The sequence below is a fragment of the uncultured Alcanivorax sp. genome, assembly GCF_947258575.1.
GTDB lineage: Bacteria > Pseudomonadota > Gammaproteobacteria > Pseudomonadales > Alcanivoracaceae > Alcanivorax.
Genome location: NZ_CAMYIV010000012.1, coordinates 79,218 through 94,519 on the forward strand (window position 1 = coordinate 79,218; position 15,302 = coordinate 94,519).

Genomic DNA, 15,302 nt, shown 5'->3' on the forward strand with positions numbered 1-15,302 from the left:
GCGAGATTACGCAGCACGCGCCCTGCTGCGGGCTGCATGTTGCGTTGTCACAACATATCAATCGGGTCCACATCCAGATGCCAGCGGCACTGGCGGGCGGCGGGCAGGGTGCGGGCCTGTTCCAGCAACAGGCTGATGGCCTGATGCAGTGGGGGGCGGCTGCTGCATTGCAGCAGCATCTGGGTGCGGTAGCGCCCGGCGCGTCTTTCCATGGGGGCGGGGACGGGGCCGAGCAGGTGAACACCGGGGGGCAGCGGGATGCCTGCCAGCTGCTGCAGAAACTCCATGGCGTTGGCCATGCTCATGGCTTCGCAGCGGAACAGGGCAAGGTGACCGAAAGGGGGCAGGCCGGCCATCTTCCGTTCCTCCAGCAAGGCGCTGGCCAGGGCCGGGTAGTCGCCGCTGGCGGCCAGTTGCAGGAGCGGGTGGTCCGGGTGGCGGGTTTGCAGCAGTACCCGGCCCTGGTCTTCCCGGCCGCTGCGCCCTGCCACTTGCAGCAGCAGTTGGGCGGCCTGTTCCGGGCCGCGAAAGTCGGCGCTGAGAAAGCCGGCGTCCATGTCCAGAATCACCACCAGAGACAGCTTCGGGAAGTGATGGCCCTTGGCCAGCATCTGGGTACCCACCATCACTACCGGGTTGCCCTGCTGGATGGTGGCCAGGTGGGCATCCAGGCTGCCCTTGCGGCGAGTGGCATCCCGGTCGATGCGGATCACCGGGACTTGTATCGACTGTTCCAGTAGTTCGGTGAGTTTTTCGGTGCCACTGCCGGCTTCATGGATGGCGCTGGAGCCGCATTCCGGGCAGCGCGATGGCACCCGCTGCTGATAGTCGCAGTGGTGGCAGCGCAGGCTGCCTTCGCTGCGGTGCCAGGTCAGGAAGCTGTCGCAACGGCGGCATTCCGCCTGCCAGCCGCAATCCTGGCAGAGGATCATGGGGGCGTAGCCGCGCCGGTTGATAAAGACCAGGGCCTGGTTGCCCTGCTCGACGCAGTGTTTTATCGCCTGCAGGGACTGGGGTAGCAGAGGTTGACCGGGAGCGGCCAGGGTGCCGTCGAGGATTTCGATGGGCGGGCGTCCCTGATCGGTGGCTCGTTGCGACAGTTTCAGCCACTGGAAGCGTTCCTCCCGGGCCAGTTGCAGGGTTTCCAAGGCCGGGGTGGCGCTGCCCAGCACCACCGGGATATCCAGTTGCTGGGCTCGCCAGGTGGCCAGGTCGCGGGCATGGAAGCGAAAGCCGTCCTGTTGTTTCAGGGAGGCGTCGTGGGCTTCGTCGACAATGATCAGGCCCGGGTCGGCCATTGGGGTAAAGATGGCAGAGCGGGTGCCGATGATGATGCGCGCCTTGCCATCCCGGGCCGCCAGCCAGTTGTCCAGCCGCTCCCGGTCAGTGAGCCCGGAGTGCAGGGTGACTACCGGCACCGCGAATCGCTGGCGGAAGCGCTGCACTGTCTGCGGTGTCAGGCCGATTTCCGGGATCAGCACCAGAACCTGTTTGCCGGCGGTCAGATGCGCGGTCATGGCCTGTAAGTAGACCTCGGTCTTGCCGCTGCCGGTGACGCCGTCGAGCAGGAAGGGGGAAAAGCCCCGGGCTTCTTGCAGGGCGTGGATGGCCTTGCGCTGTTCTGCATTGGCGGCCAGGGGGGGCTGGGCCAGAATGTCCTTGGGCGGTGCGTCATCGTCCATAGCCACCTGCTCCGCCCAGCCCTTGTCTCGCAGGCTGTTTAGGGCGGTTGAAGGAACCTCCAGGGCGGCGAGCATGGCGCTGCTCAACCCCTTGGGGTGATCACGCAAGGTGAGCAGGGCCTGGCGTTGGCGCGGCGCCCGACTGACCTGGTCGTCGCTGACATGGTGACCCCGTTCGGTAAGCTGCCAGCGTTTTTCCTGGCTTGCTTGGGCATCGTTGCCCTGACGCAGCAGGGCGGGCAGGGCATAATTGAGGACCTCGCCGAGGGGGTGGTGGTAATAGCGGGCGGCCCGTTCGCACAGCTGGTAGAGCTCTGCCGGCAGGACAGGGCTGTCGTCCAGCACCCGTTGGACGGCTTTGAGTTTGGGGTAATCGCTGTTGCCGTGACCGTGGACCAGGCCCACCAGGGTGCGACGACCGAAAGAGACTTGCACCCGGCAGCCGCGCGCAGGCGGGGTGTCGCCCGGGTACAGGTAGTCAAAGCAGCCTGTTAGCGGCACCGGCAGGGCAATTTGCAGGGTTTTCTTGGCTGACAAGGGCGTTCCTGAAGACTGCGGTGGCAAAGAGCCTTCAAATAGGCCCTCAGCGCTTGCGGATTGGGATCAAGCTGTTATGATTCGCCTTCTTTTTCCCAGACGCAAGCCGTGTGGTGCCTGTCGTAGAGCCAGGTAGCGACACATATTGGAGCTCAGCAATGAAACCAGAGATTCATCCCGAATACCAGGCAGCGACTTATACCTGCAGCTGCGGTAATGTTATTGAAAGCCATTCCACCCGCGGCGGTGCGATGGACCTGGACGTTTGTTCCGCTTGCCATCCTTTCTATACCGGCAAGCAGAAGCAAGCCGACAGCGGTGGCCAGATCGACAAGTTCAAGCAGCGTTTCGGCATGATGCGCAGCAAGAAGGACTAAACAGCGTTTTCACCGCAGTTTATGTAGCCTTTAAAAAGCACCCTGCGGGGTGCTTTTTGCTTTGAGATCTTGCGTACACAGTGTTTAGCCTGACAGTTTAGCCCGACTAGGGACCAGCGGAGACCAGCATGTCTGAGGATTTGAGAACGGCGGCCCTGGAATACCACGCCAAACCGCGGCCAGGGAAAATCAGCGTTGAGGTAACCAAGCCGGCGGCAACCAGCCGTGATCTGAGCCTGGCCTATAGTCCGGGTGTGGCGGAACCGGTGCGCGAGATCGCCCGGGAGCCGGAGCTGGCCTACCGCTTTACCGCCAAGGGCAATCTGGTCGCCGTGATCAGTGATGGCACCGCCATCCTGGGTCTGGGCAATCTGGGTGCGCTGGCGTCCAAGCCGGTGATGGAAGGTAAGGGGATTCTGTTCAAGCTGTTTGCCGGTATCGATGTGTTTGATATCGAAGTGGACGCGGAAGACTCCCAGGCCTTTATCGACACTGTGGTGCGTATCCATCGCACCTTTGGCGGTATCAACCTGGAAGATATCCGGGCGCCGGAGTGTTTCGAGATCGAGCGCATCCTTAAAGAGCAGTGCGATGTGCCGGTCTTCCACGATGATCAGCACGGCACCGCCATCGTGGTGGGTGCGGGTCTGATCAATGCGCTGGAAATCCAGAAAAAGCGTATCGAAGACATCAAGGTGGTCTGTGTGGGTGCCGGCGCCGCGGGCGTGGCATCGGTGCGGTTGCTGATCGAGATGGGCGCGCGCAAGGAAAATATCCTGGTGCTGGATCGCAAGGGCGTGATTCACAGCCGTCGCGATGATCTCAACCAGTACAAGGCGGCGCTGGCCAACGATACCGACAAGCGCACCCTGAACGATGCGGTGGAAGATGCGGACGTGTTTATCGGTGTGTCCGGCCCGGACATGCTGACGCCGGAAATGGTCAAGAAGATGGCGCCCCGGCCGATCATCTTTGCCCTGGCAAACCCGGATCCGGAAATTCGCCCGGAGGTGGCCAAGGCGGCGCGCCCGGATGCGATCGTGGCTACCGGGCGTTCCGATTTTCCCAACCAGGTGAACAATGTGCTGTGTTTCCCGTACATGTTCCGTGGTGCTCTGGACGTGCGCTCCACCTCGATCACCGAGGAAATGAAGATCGCTGCGGTGCACGCCATTGCCGAGCTGGTGCGTGAAGCGCCGCCTCAGGAAGTGCTGGACGCCTATGGCGGTGAGCCGCTGACCTTTGGTGCGGACTACATCATTCCCAAGCCCAATGATCCTCGTCTGCTGGGCCGTGTGTCCTCGGCGGTGGCTCGTGCGGCGGTGGATTGTGGTGTGGCTCGCAAGGGCTACCCCTCTCATTATCCGTTGAACTCACTGGATGAGATTTTTCCGGAGTTGTGATGGGGCGTGCTTGATGCGAAGCGCCTGACGCAAGACGAAAAAAACCGCCGAAAGGCGGTTTTTTTATGGGCCTGCCAGGCCTGATGCTTGACGCGAAAAAGCGGTCCTTACAGTGATCAGCGTCAGGCGTCAGGCGTCAGGCGTCAGGCGTTAAAATATCTGTTCCGGTGCGCTGTTGCTGCCGCCGGGGCCGCGCTGGGGTTCCATTTCCGGCACCTGGTCCTCAATAAAGTACTCGCGGATGGCATTGGGGTTATCCGGGCGCGCCAGCAGGCCGCTGTCGGGATCGATCCGCACGGTGGCGATGCCGGAGGGTTGCTCCAGTTGACGTTCCGGAACCCCTTGCAGGGCCGGGCCCATGTAGTCGATCCAGATCGGCAGGGCTGCCTTGCCACCGTATTCGCCCCAGCCCAGGTTGGCCGGGTTGTCAAAGCCCACCCAGACGGTGGCCACCAGGTCTGGCGCATAGCCAGAGAACCAGGCATCCACCTGGTCGTTGGTGGTGCCGGTCTTGCCAGCCAGGTCATCACGGCCCAGGGCGCGGGCCTTGTTGCCGGTGCCAACCCGAATCACATCCTGGAGCATGGAATTCATCAGCCAGGCAATGCGTGGATCCAGTACCCGTGGGGCCATGACTGGTTCTGGCTGTATCGGTGTGATTGGCTTGTCGGCGTTGTCCCCGTCATCAGAGCCGGATTCTTCTGTTGATGCCAGCTCGGTGATCTCATCTTCCAGTTTCAGAGGTGGCAGGCAGGGGGGCTCGCAGAGAATGACGTCCGCTGCCTGCCAGAGGATGTCGCCATCCGCATTTTCAATGCGCTGAATGGCCCAGGGGGTAACCCGGTAGCCACCGTTCGCGAAGACGCTGTAGGCGTTGGCAATATCCATCGGGGTGACGCTGGCACTACCCAGTGCCAGGGACAGGTCTCGCTGAAAGCCGTCAGCGGGCAGGCCGAAGCGTTTCAGGGTGCCCATGGCCTGGCTGATGCCGATCTGACGCAGAATGCGAATGGAGACCAGGTTCAGGGAGCGATACAGGGCCTCGCGCATGCGGGTGGGGCCGTAGAACTTGCCGCTGGCACCAGTGGGGCGCCAGGCGGTTTCCAGCTTGTCGTCATCGAACACCACGGGCGCGTCATTGATGATGGAGGCAGGGGTGAAGCCGTTCTCCATGGCGGAGGTATAGATGAAGGGTTTGAATACGGAGCCGGCCTGGCGCTCACTTTGCACGGCCCGATTGAAGTTGGAAGCCGAAAAGCTGTAGCCACCCTGCATGGCGACCACGGCACCGGTGGCCGGGTCCAGTGAGACCAGGGCGGATTGCGCGACGGGCAACTGGGCCAGGCGCCAGCGGCGGTTATCGTCCGGGCCCACCGGGCGGACTCGGATGATGTCGCCCCGGGTCAGTACGTCGGCGGCTTTCTGAGGCTCTTCGCCGACATATTTGTTGTTGAGCTGGGGGCGGGCCCAGCGGATATCATCCCAGGCCAGTTGGGCGCGCTTGCCATCGCGGAACAGGATGTCTGCATCCTGGTCGCCAACGCGGGTGACGATGACCGGTTGCAGGGGGCCGATTCGTTGCTGGTCGCGGATCATCTTTACCCAGCGGGCGACTTTCGGGTCCAGCCCGGTAATGGTTTTCTCGATTTCCGCTTTTTCTGCCTGCGCAGGCAGTTCGCTCTCTTCTGTCGGTGGCTGTTCACTGTCAGACACGTCGATGGCCGGCAATGCCGGGGCTTCGCTGATGTCTCGCTGCGCTACCGGGCCGCGATAACCATGGCGTTCGTCGTAGCTGTGCAGGCCGGTTCGCAGTGCCTGTACCGCCGCGGCCTGGCGCTTGCTGTCGATGGTGGTGATGATGCGAATGCCGTCGGTAAAAATATCCTGTTCCACCAGTTTGGCCGCCTGCAGGCGGACCATTTCGCCCACGTAGGCGGCATCTACCTCGGGGCGGGCAGCATGGAAACGGGCACTGACCGGTTCCGCCTGGGCTGCCTTGCGCGCCTCAGGGGTGAGGGCGCCGGTTTCTTCCATTCGAAACAGGATCCAGTTGCGTCGCACTCTCGCCCGTTCCGGATTGGTGATCGGGTTATAGGCGGAAGGGGCCTTGGGCAGGCCGGCGATCATGGCCTGCTGGGCGATATCGAGCTCCCCCACAGATTTGCCGTAGTAGACCTGGGCGGCGGCTTCGGCCCCGTAGGCCCGGTGGCCCAGATAGATCTTGTTCAGGTAAAGCTCGAGAATCTCTTGCTTGCTGAGTACCCGCTCGATCTGGATGGCCAGGACAATCTCGTTGAATTTGCGCAGAAAGCGCTGGTCCCGGCTGAGGAAGAAGTTGCGCGCGACCTGCATGGTGATGGTGGAGCCGCCGGAGCGGATTTCCCGGTAGCGGGCCAGTTCCACGGCGGCCCGTACCAGGCCTTTCAGATCAACGCCGTTGTGCCTGAAGAAGCGCTCATCTTCAGCAGCCAGTACTGCCTGGACCAGGGTTTCCGGCAATTCCTCGTAGGAGACCGGTTGTCGGCGTTTTTCCCCATATTCAGCAATAAGTTTTATATCATTGCTGTAAATGCGCAGGGGAATCTGGTATTCCACCTCGCGGATCTGACTGGCGGGGGGCAGTTGCGGGGCCAGATACAAATAGCTGGCGGCCAGAATGGATAGCCCGCCACCGGCGCCGGCAATCAGGAGAAGGAGCAGGTATCGGGTCCAGGAGGGTAAGCGCATGTTTTCGACAACTACTGGCTGGTATCGGTAGAAAGGCCTAGCGGGCCCGTGAAGTGGGTCATTATATGGTGGAAAGGTTGTTGTGATCTAATATCTGTTCTGCTATTACTACACCTAAAGTGATTCGACATAAAAAACGTGTAAGTGTATCTTTATCAAGAAAAAACACTTTAATAATAACCAGACGGGACGACAACAGTGCTGCCTTTCCTCAGAAAAAAGGCCCAGACACTACTGGGGATCGACATCAGCTCCACGGCGGTGAAGCTGCTCGAGCTGTCGAAATCGGGGAACCGCTACAAGGTCGAAAGCTATGGGGTTGAGCCCCTGCCGGCCAACGCGGTTGTCGAAAAAAACATCAGTGACGTGGAGGGCGTCGGGGATGCTATTGCCCGTCTGGTCAGCCGCGCCCGTCCCGGGGTGAAAACCGCCGCGGTGGCAGTGTCCGGCTCCGCCGTGATCACCAAGCTGATTGAAATGGATGCCTCTCTCAGTGAAGACGAGATGGAAAGTCAGCTGAAAGTGGAGGCGGATCAGTATATCCCTTTCCCGCTGGATGAAGTCCGTATGGACTTCCAGGTCATGGGGCCAGTTGAAGGTAACGACGAGCGCGTGGAAGTGCTTGTGGCGGCCTCGCGCACAGAAAACGTGGAAATGCGCACCGACGCTCTGGAGATTGGTGGCTTGCAGGCCAAGGCGGTGGATGTGGAGGCCTACGCCATGGAGCGGGCCTTCCAGCTGGTGCTGCCGGGTCTGCCTAACGCCGAGGAGCTGGAGACCGTGGCGGTCTTCGATATCGGTGCCACCATGACCACTCTGAACGTTTTCCACCAGGGGCGCAGCGTCTATACCCGTGAGCAGTTGTTTGGTGGCAAGCAGCTGACCGAAGAAATTCAGCGGCGTTACGGCATTTCCATGGAAGAAGCCGGTCTGGCCAAGAAAACCGGTGAGCTGCCCGATGATTATGAGGCGGAAGTCCTTCAGCCGTTCAAGGATGCTGTCGTTCAGCAAGTCAATCGCTCTCTGCAATTTTTCTACGGCTCCACCCAGTTCAATGAGGTGGACTATATCCTGCTGGCCGGGGGGTCGGCTTCTATCCAGGATCTGGCAGAGCTGATTCAGGAGAAGGTGGGTGCCAGCTGTTCCGTGGCAAACCCATTCAGTGATATGGCACTGGCAAACAAGGTGGGAGCATCTGCCATTGCCAATGATGCGCCGGCACTGATGATCGCCTGCGGCTTGGCATTGAGGAGCTTTGACCAATGACAACAACAATTAACCTGTTGCCTTGGCGGGAAGAGCGCCGCAAGCGCCAGCAACAGGAGTTTATCGTTCTTCTTGTGATGGCCGCGATCCTTGGTGCGGTGCTTTTTTTGGGCTGGAAAAGTGTGGTCGATCAGCAGATCGCTGATCAGCGTGCAAGGAACAGCCATATTGAGAGCAAGGCTTCGGAGCTTGATGAAAAAATCAAGGAAATAAACGAGCTGAAAACTCGTCGCGACGAGTTGGTGGCAAGAATGGAGGTGATCCAGAGCTTGCAGGGCAACAGACCAACGATCGTGTATGTGTTTGACCAGCTGGTCAGAACATTGCCAGACGGTGTGTATTACTCAAAAGTAACCAGAAAAGGCGATGTCTACACAATTAATGGCATTGCTGAATCCAACAATCGCATTTCCCGCCTGATGCGTAATTTTGATCAGTCTCAGTGGTTTAAAGAAGCAACGCTGCAGAATGTGACGGCTTTGGAAGATGGTTCACAAGCTAACAGCTTCACTCTCAACGTGAAGCAGTCATCGCCTACCAGCAAAAATGAGGAAGAAGAAAAATGAAAGCCTCTGAGCTGAAAAATATGGATTTGCGCGAGCTGATTGATCAGGTCAACAGCCTTGATTTCGAAAATGTTGGTGGCTGGCCTCCTCCCGTAAAAGTCGGGGCAGGTATTCTGGTCTTGGTATTGGTGCTGCTGCTTGGTTATTTTTTGGTGATTCAGGATTTGAACGTTACCCTGGAACAGCAAAAAAGAGAGGAGGTCTCGCTTCTCAAGAGTTATGAAAAGAAAGCTTTTGAAGCTCACAATCTTGATCAATTCCGGGCTCAGCTTGCCGAAATGGAGCAGACCTTCGGTGCCCTCCTGAAACAACTTCCTAAAGATACTGAGGTTCCAGGCTTGCTTGAGGATATTACTCATACTGGGCTTGGCAGTGGTTTGGAGTTCGAGGAAATTGCGCTCAAGAGCGAGTTGGAAAAGGAGTTTTACGCCGAGTTGCCAATTGATATCAAGGTGGTTGGTGATTATCACGGCTTTGGGTCGTTTGTGTCCGGTGTGGCGGCCTTGCCGAGGATCGTTACGCTTCATGACTTTGTTATTGCCTGGCCCCAAGATAATGAAAAAGAGTTGAAAGCGTTGGGCCTGCTGAAAATGGACATCACTGCAAAGACCTATCGTTACTCAAGTCAGGGCGATGTTTCTCCGAATAATAAACCGGCCGCTGGTCGCAAATAGGGAGGGCAGATGATGTCTTGTAACAGGTATGCTGCGATTCCTCTTGTTGCGGTCTTTGTGTTCGGGCTTGCCGGCTGTGGCTCTGGTGCCAATCTGGGTGAACTGGATGCGCGGCTGCAAGAAATCAAGGCGCGGCCCAGGGGGCGTATTGAGCCGCCGCCGGAATTCAAACCGATTGCCACCTATGCCTATGCGGGGCACCAGCTCCGCTCGCCGTTTGTTGCTCCCATGGAGCAGGAATTGATTGCGGTAACCGATGGAAGAAAAGTCGAGCCGGATATCGGTCGCCCCAAGGAATATCTTGAGCGTTTCCCGCTGGATTCACTGAAAATGGTGGGGACAATTAGTCGGCCGGGCGGGTCGCTTGAGGCCTTGATATCTGACCCTTCCGGAGCGGTGACACGGGTTCAGCCCGGTAGCTATATGGGGAAAAATTTTGGTCGCGTCAAAGATGTGACGGAAGTGAAAGTGAGTCTTGTGGAAATTGTGCCAGACGGACGTGACGGTTGGGTTGAGCGGTCCAGTAACGTCACTATTTCCGAATAACAGTCGCTGGGGATCCAGTTATGAATATTGCAACACAGACAACAAAAAAGAATGCTTCCCGGCGCTTTTCGGGGTTATTGCTAAGTGGGCTCCTGTCTCTGTCTGCTTCCTTTGCTGGTGCAGATACCTTGACGTCTATCGAGGCCAATTCGTTGTCCGGCGATAGTATGGAAGTGCGTCTTAACTTTGAGGGCGGCGTTCCGGAAGCCAAGGGTTACAGTATAGAAAAGCCTGCCAGAATTGCTCTGGATCTTATTGGTGCTGATAGTGATGTCGCTGGTAAGCAGCAAAACCTCGGAACGGGAAATACGAGAAGTGTCACCATCGTTGAGGCGAAAGATCGTACTCGTCTGATCTTCAATCTTGACTCTCTGACGGGTTACTCCACCAAGGTGGATGGCAATAGTCTGGTCGTGATGCTAGGTAATGATCAGCGTAGCCAAACCGCTCAAGATGAGAGCAAGGCTGGCGGTGATGCAACCGTAAAAAGCATTGATTTTCGCCGTGGAGATGCTGGTGAGGGCCGAATTGTTATTGGTTTATCAAAAGCCTCTATCCCTGTTGATGTACAGGAAGAGGGCGGCAAAATCGTGGCCAAGTTTGTCGGTGCCGGTATTTCCAATGACTTGATCAGAAAGCTGGACGTGACTGATTTTGCGACGCCGGTAAAAATCGTGGATACCCGCTCCAGCGATGACAGTACCGTGGTGGTGATAGAGTCGACAGGAACCTGGGAGTATCTGGCCTATCAGGCGGACAACGAGTTCAGCATTAATGTGAAGCCGGTGACCCGAGCAGAAGCGGAGCGGCAGAAGAAAGATGCATTTGAATACACCGGTGAAAAATTATCTCTGAATTTCCAGGATATTGAGGTGCGTTCGGTGCTTCAGCTGATTGCAGATTTCACCGGTCTGAACTTGGTTGCCTCGGATACAGTAGATGGCCGCATTACTCTGCGTCTGCAGAATGTGCCCTGGGATCAGGCACTGGAGCTGATTCTCAAGACCAAAGGTCTGGATAAGCGCCAAGTGGGTAACGTGTTACTGGTTGCTCCTGCTGATGAGATTGCCGCTCGAGAGCAGCTCGAGCTGGAAAGTCAGAAAAAAATTGAAGCGTTGGCGCCGCTTCGAACCGAATACATCAGCATTAATTATGCCAACGCATCCGATATGAAGAGCCTGATCAGTAATGCTGGCGGCAAGGGTGAGGCACTGGTTTCCAATCGCGGGTCTGTAGTCGTTGACCAGAGAACAAACACCCTCATCATCCAGGATACCCAGGCCAAACTCGCAGAAATTCGCGGGCTGATTGATACGCTTGATGTGCCTGTCAGACAGGTCTTGATTGAAGCGCGGGTCGTTGTTGCCAGCAATAATGTTGCAGATGAATTTGGTGTTCGCTGGGGCGGGTTGGGCTTTGACGGCGAGGGAATGCTGAGAGATAAGCGGACCTTTGGTGTGTCTGGTCGCCTTCAGTCTTTGCGGAATCTTCACCAGTCGAATATTGATTCAACCGTTTTTCAGGCGACGCCTGCAATCGATCCTGATGATGTGGATTTCGGGCCGGACGATTTCGAGTTTGAAGATCTTGAGAATGGCGATGACCTGATCGTTGATCTGGGCGTGGATTCTGCAGATGCCTCACGTTTTGCCGTCGGCTTTACGTCTCTGGCTTCAGGCCTGATTGAATTGGAGCTGTCTGCCCTGGAGGCAGAGGGGCATGGCGAGCTGGTTGCCACTCCCAAGGTGTTAACTGCCGATCAGCAGCCGGCAATCATTGCTTCCGGGCAGCAAGTGCCTTTTGAAATTGCCACTGCTTCCGGTGCTACGGCGATCCAGTTTATTGATGCAGAATTGAGCCTGGAGGTGACGCCTCATATCACCCCGGATGGCAATATTATTATGGAACTGAAGGTCAATAATGATTCCTTTGACCCCGCCGGGACCACAGCAATCAATACCAATCGTGTTGAGACTTCTGTGTTGGTGAACGATGGCGAAACGGTAGTGCTTGGTGGTATCTTCCAGCAGGAGAAGATCAATTCAGTGACAAAGACCCCTTTCCTGGGGGATTTGCCGTGGATTGGCAATCTGTTCAAGAAGACCGTCAAGCGTGATAACAAGCAGGAGCTGCTGATCTTCATTACGCCACGGTTGATGAAGGATGCTTTGGCGAATCGGTGACCAAGACGACTAACCCCTCCCTGATACTGGTCGGACCCATGGGTGCTGGAAAAAGCACCCTGGGCCGCCACCTTTCCCAGATACTGGATTATCCCTTCTTCGATTCTGACCGGGTTATTGAGGAAAAGACGGGGGCAGATATCCCGTGGATCTTCGATATGGAAGGCGAGGCCGGTTTTCGCCGTCGTGAGCAGGAGGCGATTGACGAGCTCACCCGCCAGGACGGTATCGTGTTGGCCACCGGTGGTGGTGTCGTGGTGACGCCCGAGAATCGGGATATGCTTCATGAGCGCGGCTGCGTGGTCTACCTGTGGACCCCTGTCGATGTTCAGCTTGCTCGTACCCGCAATGACAAGAATCGCCCTCTGCTGCAAACGCCTGACCCGCGCGCCAAGCTGGAGGCGCTGTTTGCCGAGCGGGACCCCCTCTACAGGCAAGTGTCTCATCACGTGGTGTCCACGGCGTCAGGAAACCTGAAAAAGGTGGCGGATGACGTGCTGGCTTGTTTGGTGTCTCACCGGCAAGGATAATGTGGCTGTGAGAGGCGGTGTTCGCATCGCAACTGGATGGTGGTGGCATGGTTTTGGTGGTGCCTCGTCCTTGTCTGCAAGAATTACCCGATCCCCCTCTTGCCCTTGCATAGATCCAAATGTCTGTCGGAGACCCAATGCGAACACTTCAGGTGGCCTTGGCCGAGCGTAGTTACCCGATTCATATCGGTGCCGGCTTGCTCGACACCTTTCCCCTTGCCGAGCAGGTGCGCGGCAATCAGGTAATGATCATTACCAACGAGACCATTGCCCCTCTGTATCTGGAGCGTCTGACCCGTCATTTCACCGCATCGCAGTGCGATACTCTGGTCCTGCCAGACGGGGAAAAATTCAAGACACTGGAAACACTGGAAAGTATTTTTGATGCCCTGATGGCCAAGCGCCATTCGCGAACTACCACCTTGATTGCCCTGGGTGGTGGTGTGATCGGCGATATGGTCGGTTTCGCGGCGGCCTGTTATCAGCGAGGGGTGGACTTCATCCAGGTGCCTACCACTTTGCTGGCCCAGGTGGATTCTTCCGTGGGCGGCAAGACCGCCGTCAATCACCCCCGTGGAAAGAACATGATCGGCGCGTTCCACCAGCCGCGGCTGGTGCTGATAGACACAGATGTGCTGACTACCCTGCCGCAACGTGAGCTGGCGGCAGGCTATGCGGAAGTCATCAAGTATGGCCTGATTCGCGATCCGGATTTTTACCATTGGCTGGAAACCAACAACGACAAGCTGTTGTCCAGAGACACTGAGGCATTATCCGAGGCCATCTATCGCAGTTGTGAGAACAAGGCGCAGGTGGTGGCCGATGACGAAACCGAACAGGGTAACCGTGCCCTGCTTAATCTGGGCCACACCTTCGGCCATGCGATAGAAACGGCCACGGGCTATAGTCAGTGGCTGCATGGTGAAGCGGTAGCGGCCGGCATGCTAATGGCGGTGCATATGTCGGTCAGGCTCGGCTGGGTCGATGCGGCGCTGGAGCCCGGCCTTGCAGGTGTGTTGGCCCAGTGGCAGCTGCCGGTCACTATTCCTCCGGGGATGACCCCGGATCAGTTTATGGACCTGATGGCACTGGACAAGAAAGTGCAGAATGGTCAGCTTCGCCTTGTCTTGCTGCGGCAGCTGGGTGAGGCTGTGGTCACAGCAGACTATGATGCAGTGGCATTACGGCAGACGCTGGAGGCTTTTTGTGGAACATGATGATGATCGTTTTTTCAGTGGTGCATCCCGGGGCGATTATCTCGATGCGCTGACTGCCCATGCTGGTCTGGGTTCCGTGGTGGCGCTGGAGGGGGACAGTGGTAGCGGCGTGTCTACCTTGCTTGGCCACACGGTGATGGCGCTGCTTGGCGATATGGAGATCGTCCGGATTGATGGTGCAGCAGAGCACAATGCCAACGTAGTCGTTGAGTCCCTGTTGCGACACTTCGATATTGACCGCGCTGCATTGCCTGACAAGCTTCGGGAAACCCTGACCGACGGTCGGATCCTGGTGGTAGTGGATAACAGCGAAGATCTGCTGGATGAGGCGATTGCGACCATGGCCGCCCTGAAGCAGAAACTGGGTGCCCGCCTGGGGTATCTGTTCGGTGGCTTGCCCGGCACGGTGGAGAAACTGAAGGGGGCAGATCTGGCCCTGGACGATGTGCTCGATCTTCCATCGCTGGTTGCCGATGATATTCAGGATTTTGCCTGGTTTGTGTTGGGTTTTGAGTTGGATGAGGCTCAGGCGGAGCGTCTGCGTCATGACAGTGACGGCAATATTGCCCGGCTTATCGAGCTGCTGCGCAGCGGTGATATTGGCGCCCCGATGATGATGTCCGCGGCTCCTGAAGAGGAAGATGACGCCGAGCCTGCCGCCGTATTCGCATCTCGCCCGGTGGATGAGGATTCGCAGGAAGCATTTCATCTCTCCGCGTCGGCGGTTGATGAGGAGGAGGCTGAGAGTCCTGGTGAGGCGGCTGAGTACCATGAGGATGATGACCAGGAGCGGCGTGCCGCAGTGACCCCGCCATGGCGCCACGTGGCAGCGGTGGTTGGCCTGCTGGTCGTGGTGGCCATTATCTGGTCGGTTTTCTCTGGCGGCAGCGATGGCGGCTCCGGGCAGGGAGAGTCACGGCAGCTTGCCCTTCCGGTTCCGGAGCAATCCGGTGCTGAAGAGGGTGCTGGCGAAGCTCAGGAGCCTGAGACTCGCCCGCTGGCGTCATCCATGGAGCCGGTGGCCAGACTGGAAGACCTTTCCGATCGCCGGGCCGCCGAGCCTGATCAGAAGACCGATAGCGATGCTGACAGTGTGACTCTGACGCCGGTAACGGATCCGGTCATGCAGTCCGCGCCTGCCCGTCAGGAGCAGGAGGTCCGTGTGGCGCAGGAGCCTGCGCAGGCGGCGGCACCGGAACCGAAACAGGAAGCGCCGGCCGAGTCTGATGCAGTGCCTGCCAGCGACCCCGCTCTGAGCGGCCTGGATGCTGAGTTGGGCTACCAGCAGGAAGACTGGCTGGCAACCCTGGATGATAATCGCTGGTTCCTGCAAATTACCGTTACCAGCCAGGAGGCCAGTGCTCGCGGGGTCCTGGATCAGCTGGAGCGCAGGGGAGCCTATTATCGCGCCGAGCGTAACGGAAAAGCGGTCTATCTGGTGCTCTCCGGGGACTATTCCAGCCGTCAGGCGGCACTGGACGCAAAGTCGACGTTGCCTGCAAAGTTGCGCTCTGCCGGCCCTTTTCCCCGCAATATGGCCGACATTCGCGACGAACTTTAAAAACGAAAAGACCCCTTGGGTGACTGTTCAATT

The 15,302-nt window shown here is 57.9% G+C and carries 12 protein-coding genes; 10 read left to right on the forward strand and 2 right to left on the reverse strand.

The annotated features are described in order from the left end of the window. Positions 1–47 precede the first annotated feature (47 nt). Positions 48–2,219 carry a primosomal protein N' gene (locus Q0Y02_RS13855; protein WP_297769670.1) on the reverse strand — a complete coding sequence of 724 codons (2,172 nt, stop codon included), beginning with the start codon at positions 2,217–2,219 and terminating at the stop codon, positions 48–50. Between the two features lie 158 nt (positions 2,220–2,377). On the opposite strand from Q0Y02_RS13855, the gene rpmE reads away from it, so the two are divergent. Together rpmE and Q0Y02_RS13865 are read left to right on the forward strand one after the other, a co-directional pair. Beyond that, complete coding sequence (gene rpmE / locus Q0Y02_RS13860; protein WP_035245139.1) at positions 2,378–2,596, forward strand: 50S ribosomal protein L31; 219 nt, start codon at positions 2,378–2,380, stop codon at positions 2,594–2,596. Between the two features lie 128 nt (positions 2,597–2,724). After that, positions 2,725–3,999, forward strand: a complete 1,275-nt coding sequence (locus Q0Y02_RS13865; protein ID WP_290536358.1) for a malic enzyme-like NAD(P)-binding protein — start codon at positions 2,725–2,727, stop codon at positions 3,997–3,999. A gap of 150 nt (positions 4,000–4,149) precedes the next feature. On the opposite strand, the gene Q0Y02_RS13870 is transcribed toward Q0Y02_RS13865, so the two are convergent. After that, the gene (locus Q0Y02_RS13870; protein WP_297769676.1) at positions 4,150–6,726 is read right to left on the reverse strand and encodes a penicillin-binding protein 1A; all 2,577 of its coding nucleotides are present in this window, start codon (positions 6,724–6,726) and stop codon (positions 4,150–4,152) included. A 198-nt stretch (positions 6,727–6,924) separates the two neighbouring features. Between Q0Y02_RS13870 and Q0Y02_RS13875 the strand changes: the two genes are divergently transcribed. The 8 genes from Q0Y02_RS13875 (at position 6,925) to Q0Y02_RS13910 (ending at position 15,269) form a co-directional block, all read left to right on the forward strand. After that, complete coding sequence (locus tag Q0Y02_RS13875; RefSeq protein WP_297769679.1) at positions 6,925–7,992, forward strand: pilus assembly protein PilM; 1,068 nt, start codon at positions 6,925–6,927, stop codon at positions 7,990–7,992. After that, entirely contained in the window at positions 7,989–8,558 is a 570-nt protein-coding gene (locus Q0Y02_RS13880) for a PilN domain-containing protein (RefSeq protein WP_297769682.1), read from the forward strand. The genes Q0Y02_RS13875 and Q0Y02_RS13880 overlap by 4 nt, the downstream gene beginning before the upstream one ends. Then, a complete protein-coding gene (locus Q0Y02_RS13885) occupies positions 8,555–9,232 on the forward strand; it encodes a type 4a pilus biogenesis protein PilO (RefSeq protein WP_297769685.1) in 678 nt (225 codons plus the stop codon). Before Q0Y02_RS13880 ends, Q0Y02_RS13885 begins: the two co-directional genes overlap by 4 nt. A gap of 9 nt (positions 9,233–9,241) precedes the next feature. Next, entirely contained in the window at positions 9,242–9,778 is a 537-nt protein-coding gene (locus Q0Y02_RS13890) for a pilus assembly protein PilP (protein WP_297769687.1), read from the forward strand. A gap of 20 nt (positions 9,779–9,798) precedes the next feature. Then, a complete protein-coding gene (locus Q0Y02_RS13895) occupies positions 9,799–11,961 on the forward strand; it encodes a type IV pilus secretin PilQ family protein (RefSeq protein ID WP_297769689.1) in 2,163 nt (720 codons plus the stop codon). Continuing rightward, positions 11,958–12,491: a shikimate kinase AroK gene (aroK, locus tag Q0Y02_RS13900; protein WP_297769691.1), complete on the forward strand. Its 534-nt coding sequence runs from the start codon at positions 11,958–11,960 to the stop codon at positions 12,489–12,491. Before Q0Y02_RS13895 ends, aroK begins: the two co-directional genes overlap by 4 nt. A 137-nt stretch (positions 12,492–12,628) precedes the next feature. Then, positions 12,629–13,708 (forward strand): 3-dehydroquinate synthase, encoded by a 1,080-nt coding sequence (gene aroB / locus Q0Y02_RS13905; RefSeq protein WP_297769693.1) that lies wholly within the window; start codon positions 12,629–12,631, stop codon positions 13,706–13,708. Next, a complete protein-coding gene (locus Q0Y02_RS13910; RefSeq protein ID WP_297769695.1) occupies positions 13,698–15,269 on the forward strand; it encodes an SPOR domain-containing protein in 1,572 nt (523 codons plus the stop codon). Before aroB ends, Q0Y02_RS13910 begins: the two co-directional genes overlap by 11 nt. Positions 15,270–15,302 lie beyond the last annotated feature (33 nt).

Excerpts from the sequence above, each read along its gene's own strand:
- rpmE (WP_035245139.1), top strand. The coding sequence starts at position 2,378 with ATGAAACCAGAGATTCATCCCGAATACCAGGCAGCGACTTATACCTGC.
- Q0Y02_RS13865 (WP_290536358.1), top strand. The coding sequence starts at position 2,725 with ATGTCTGAGGATTTGAGAACGGCGGCCCTGGAATACCACGCCAAACCG.
- Q0Y02_RS13885 (WP_297769685.1), top strand. The coding sequence starts at position 8,555 with ATGAAAGCCTCTGAGCTGAAAAATATGGATTTGCGCGAGCTGATTGAT.
- Q0Y02_RS13890 (WP_297769687.1), top strand. The coding sequence starts at position 9,242 with ATGATGTCTTGTAACAGGTATGCTGCGATTCCTCTTGTTGCGGTCTTT.
- Q0Y02_RS13880 (WP_297769682.1), top strand. The coding sequence starts at position 7,989 with ATGACAACAACAATTAACCTGTTGCCTTGGCGGGAAGAGCGCCGCAAG.
- aroB (WP_297769693.1), top strand. The coding sequence starts at position 12,629 with ATGCGAACACTTCAGGTGGCCTTGGCCGAGCGTAGTTACCCGATTCAT.
- Q0Y02_RS13895 (WP_297769689.1), top strand. The coding sequence starts at position 9,799 with ATGAATATTGCAACACAGACAACAAAAAAGAATGCTTCCCGGCGCTTT.
- Q0Y02_RS13870 (WP_297769676.1), bottom strand. The coding sequence starts at position 6,726 with ATGCGCTTACCCTCCTGGACCCGATACCTGCTCCTTCTCCTGATTGCC.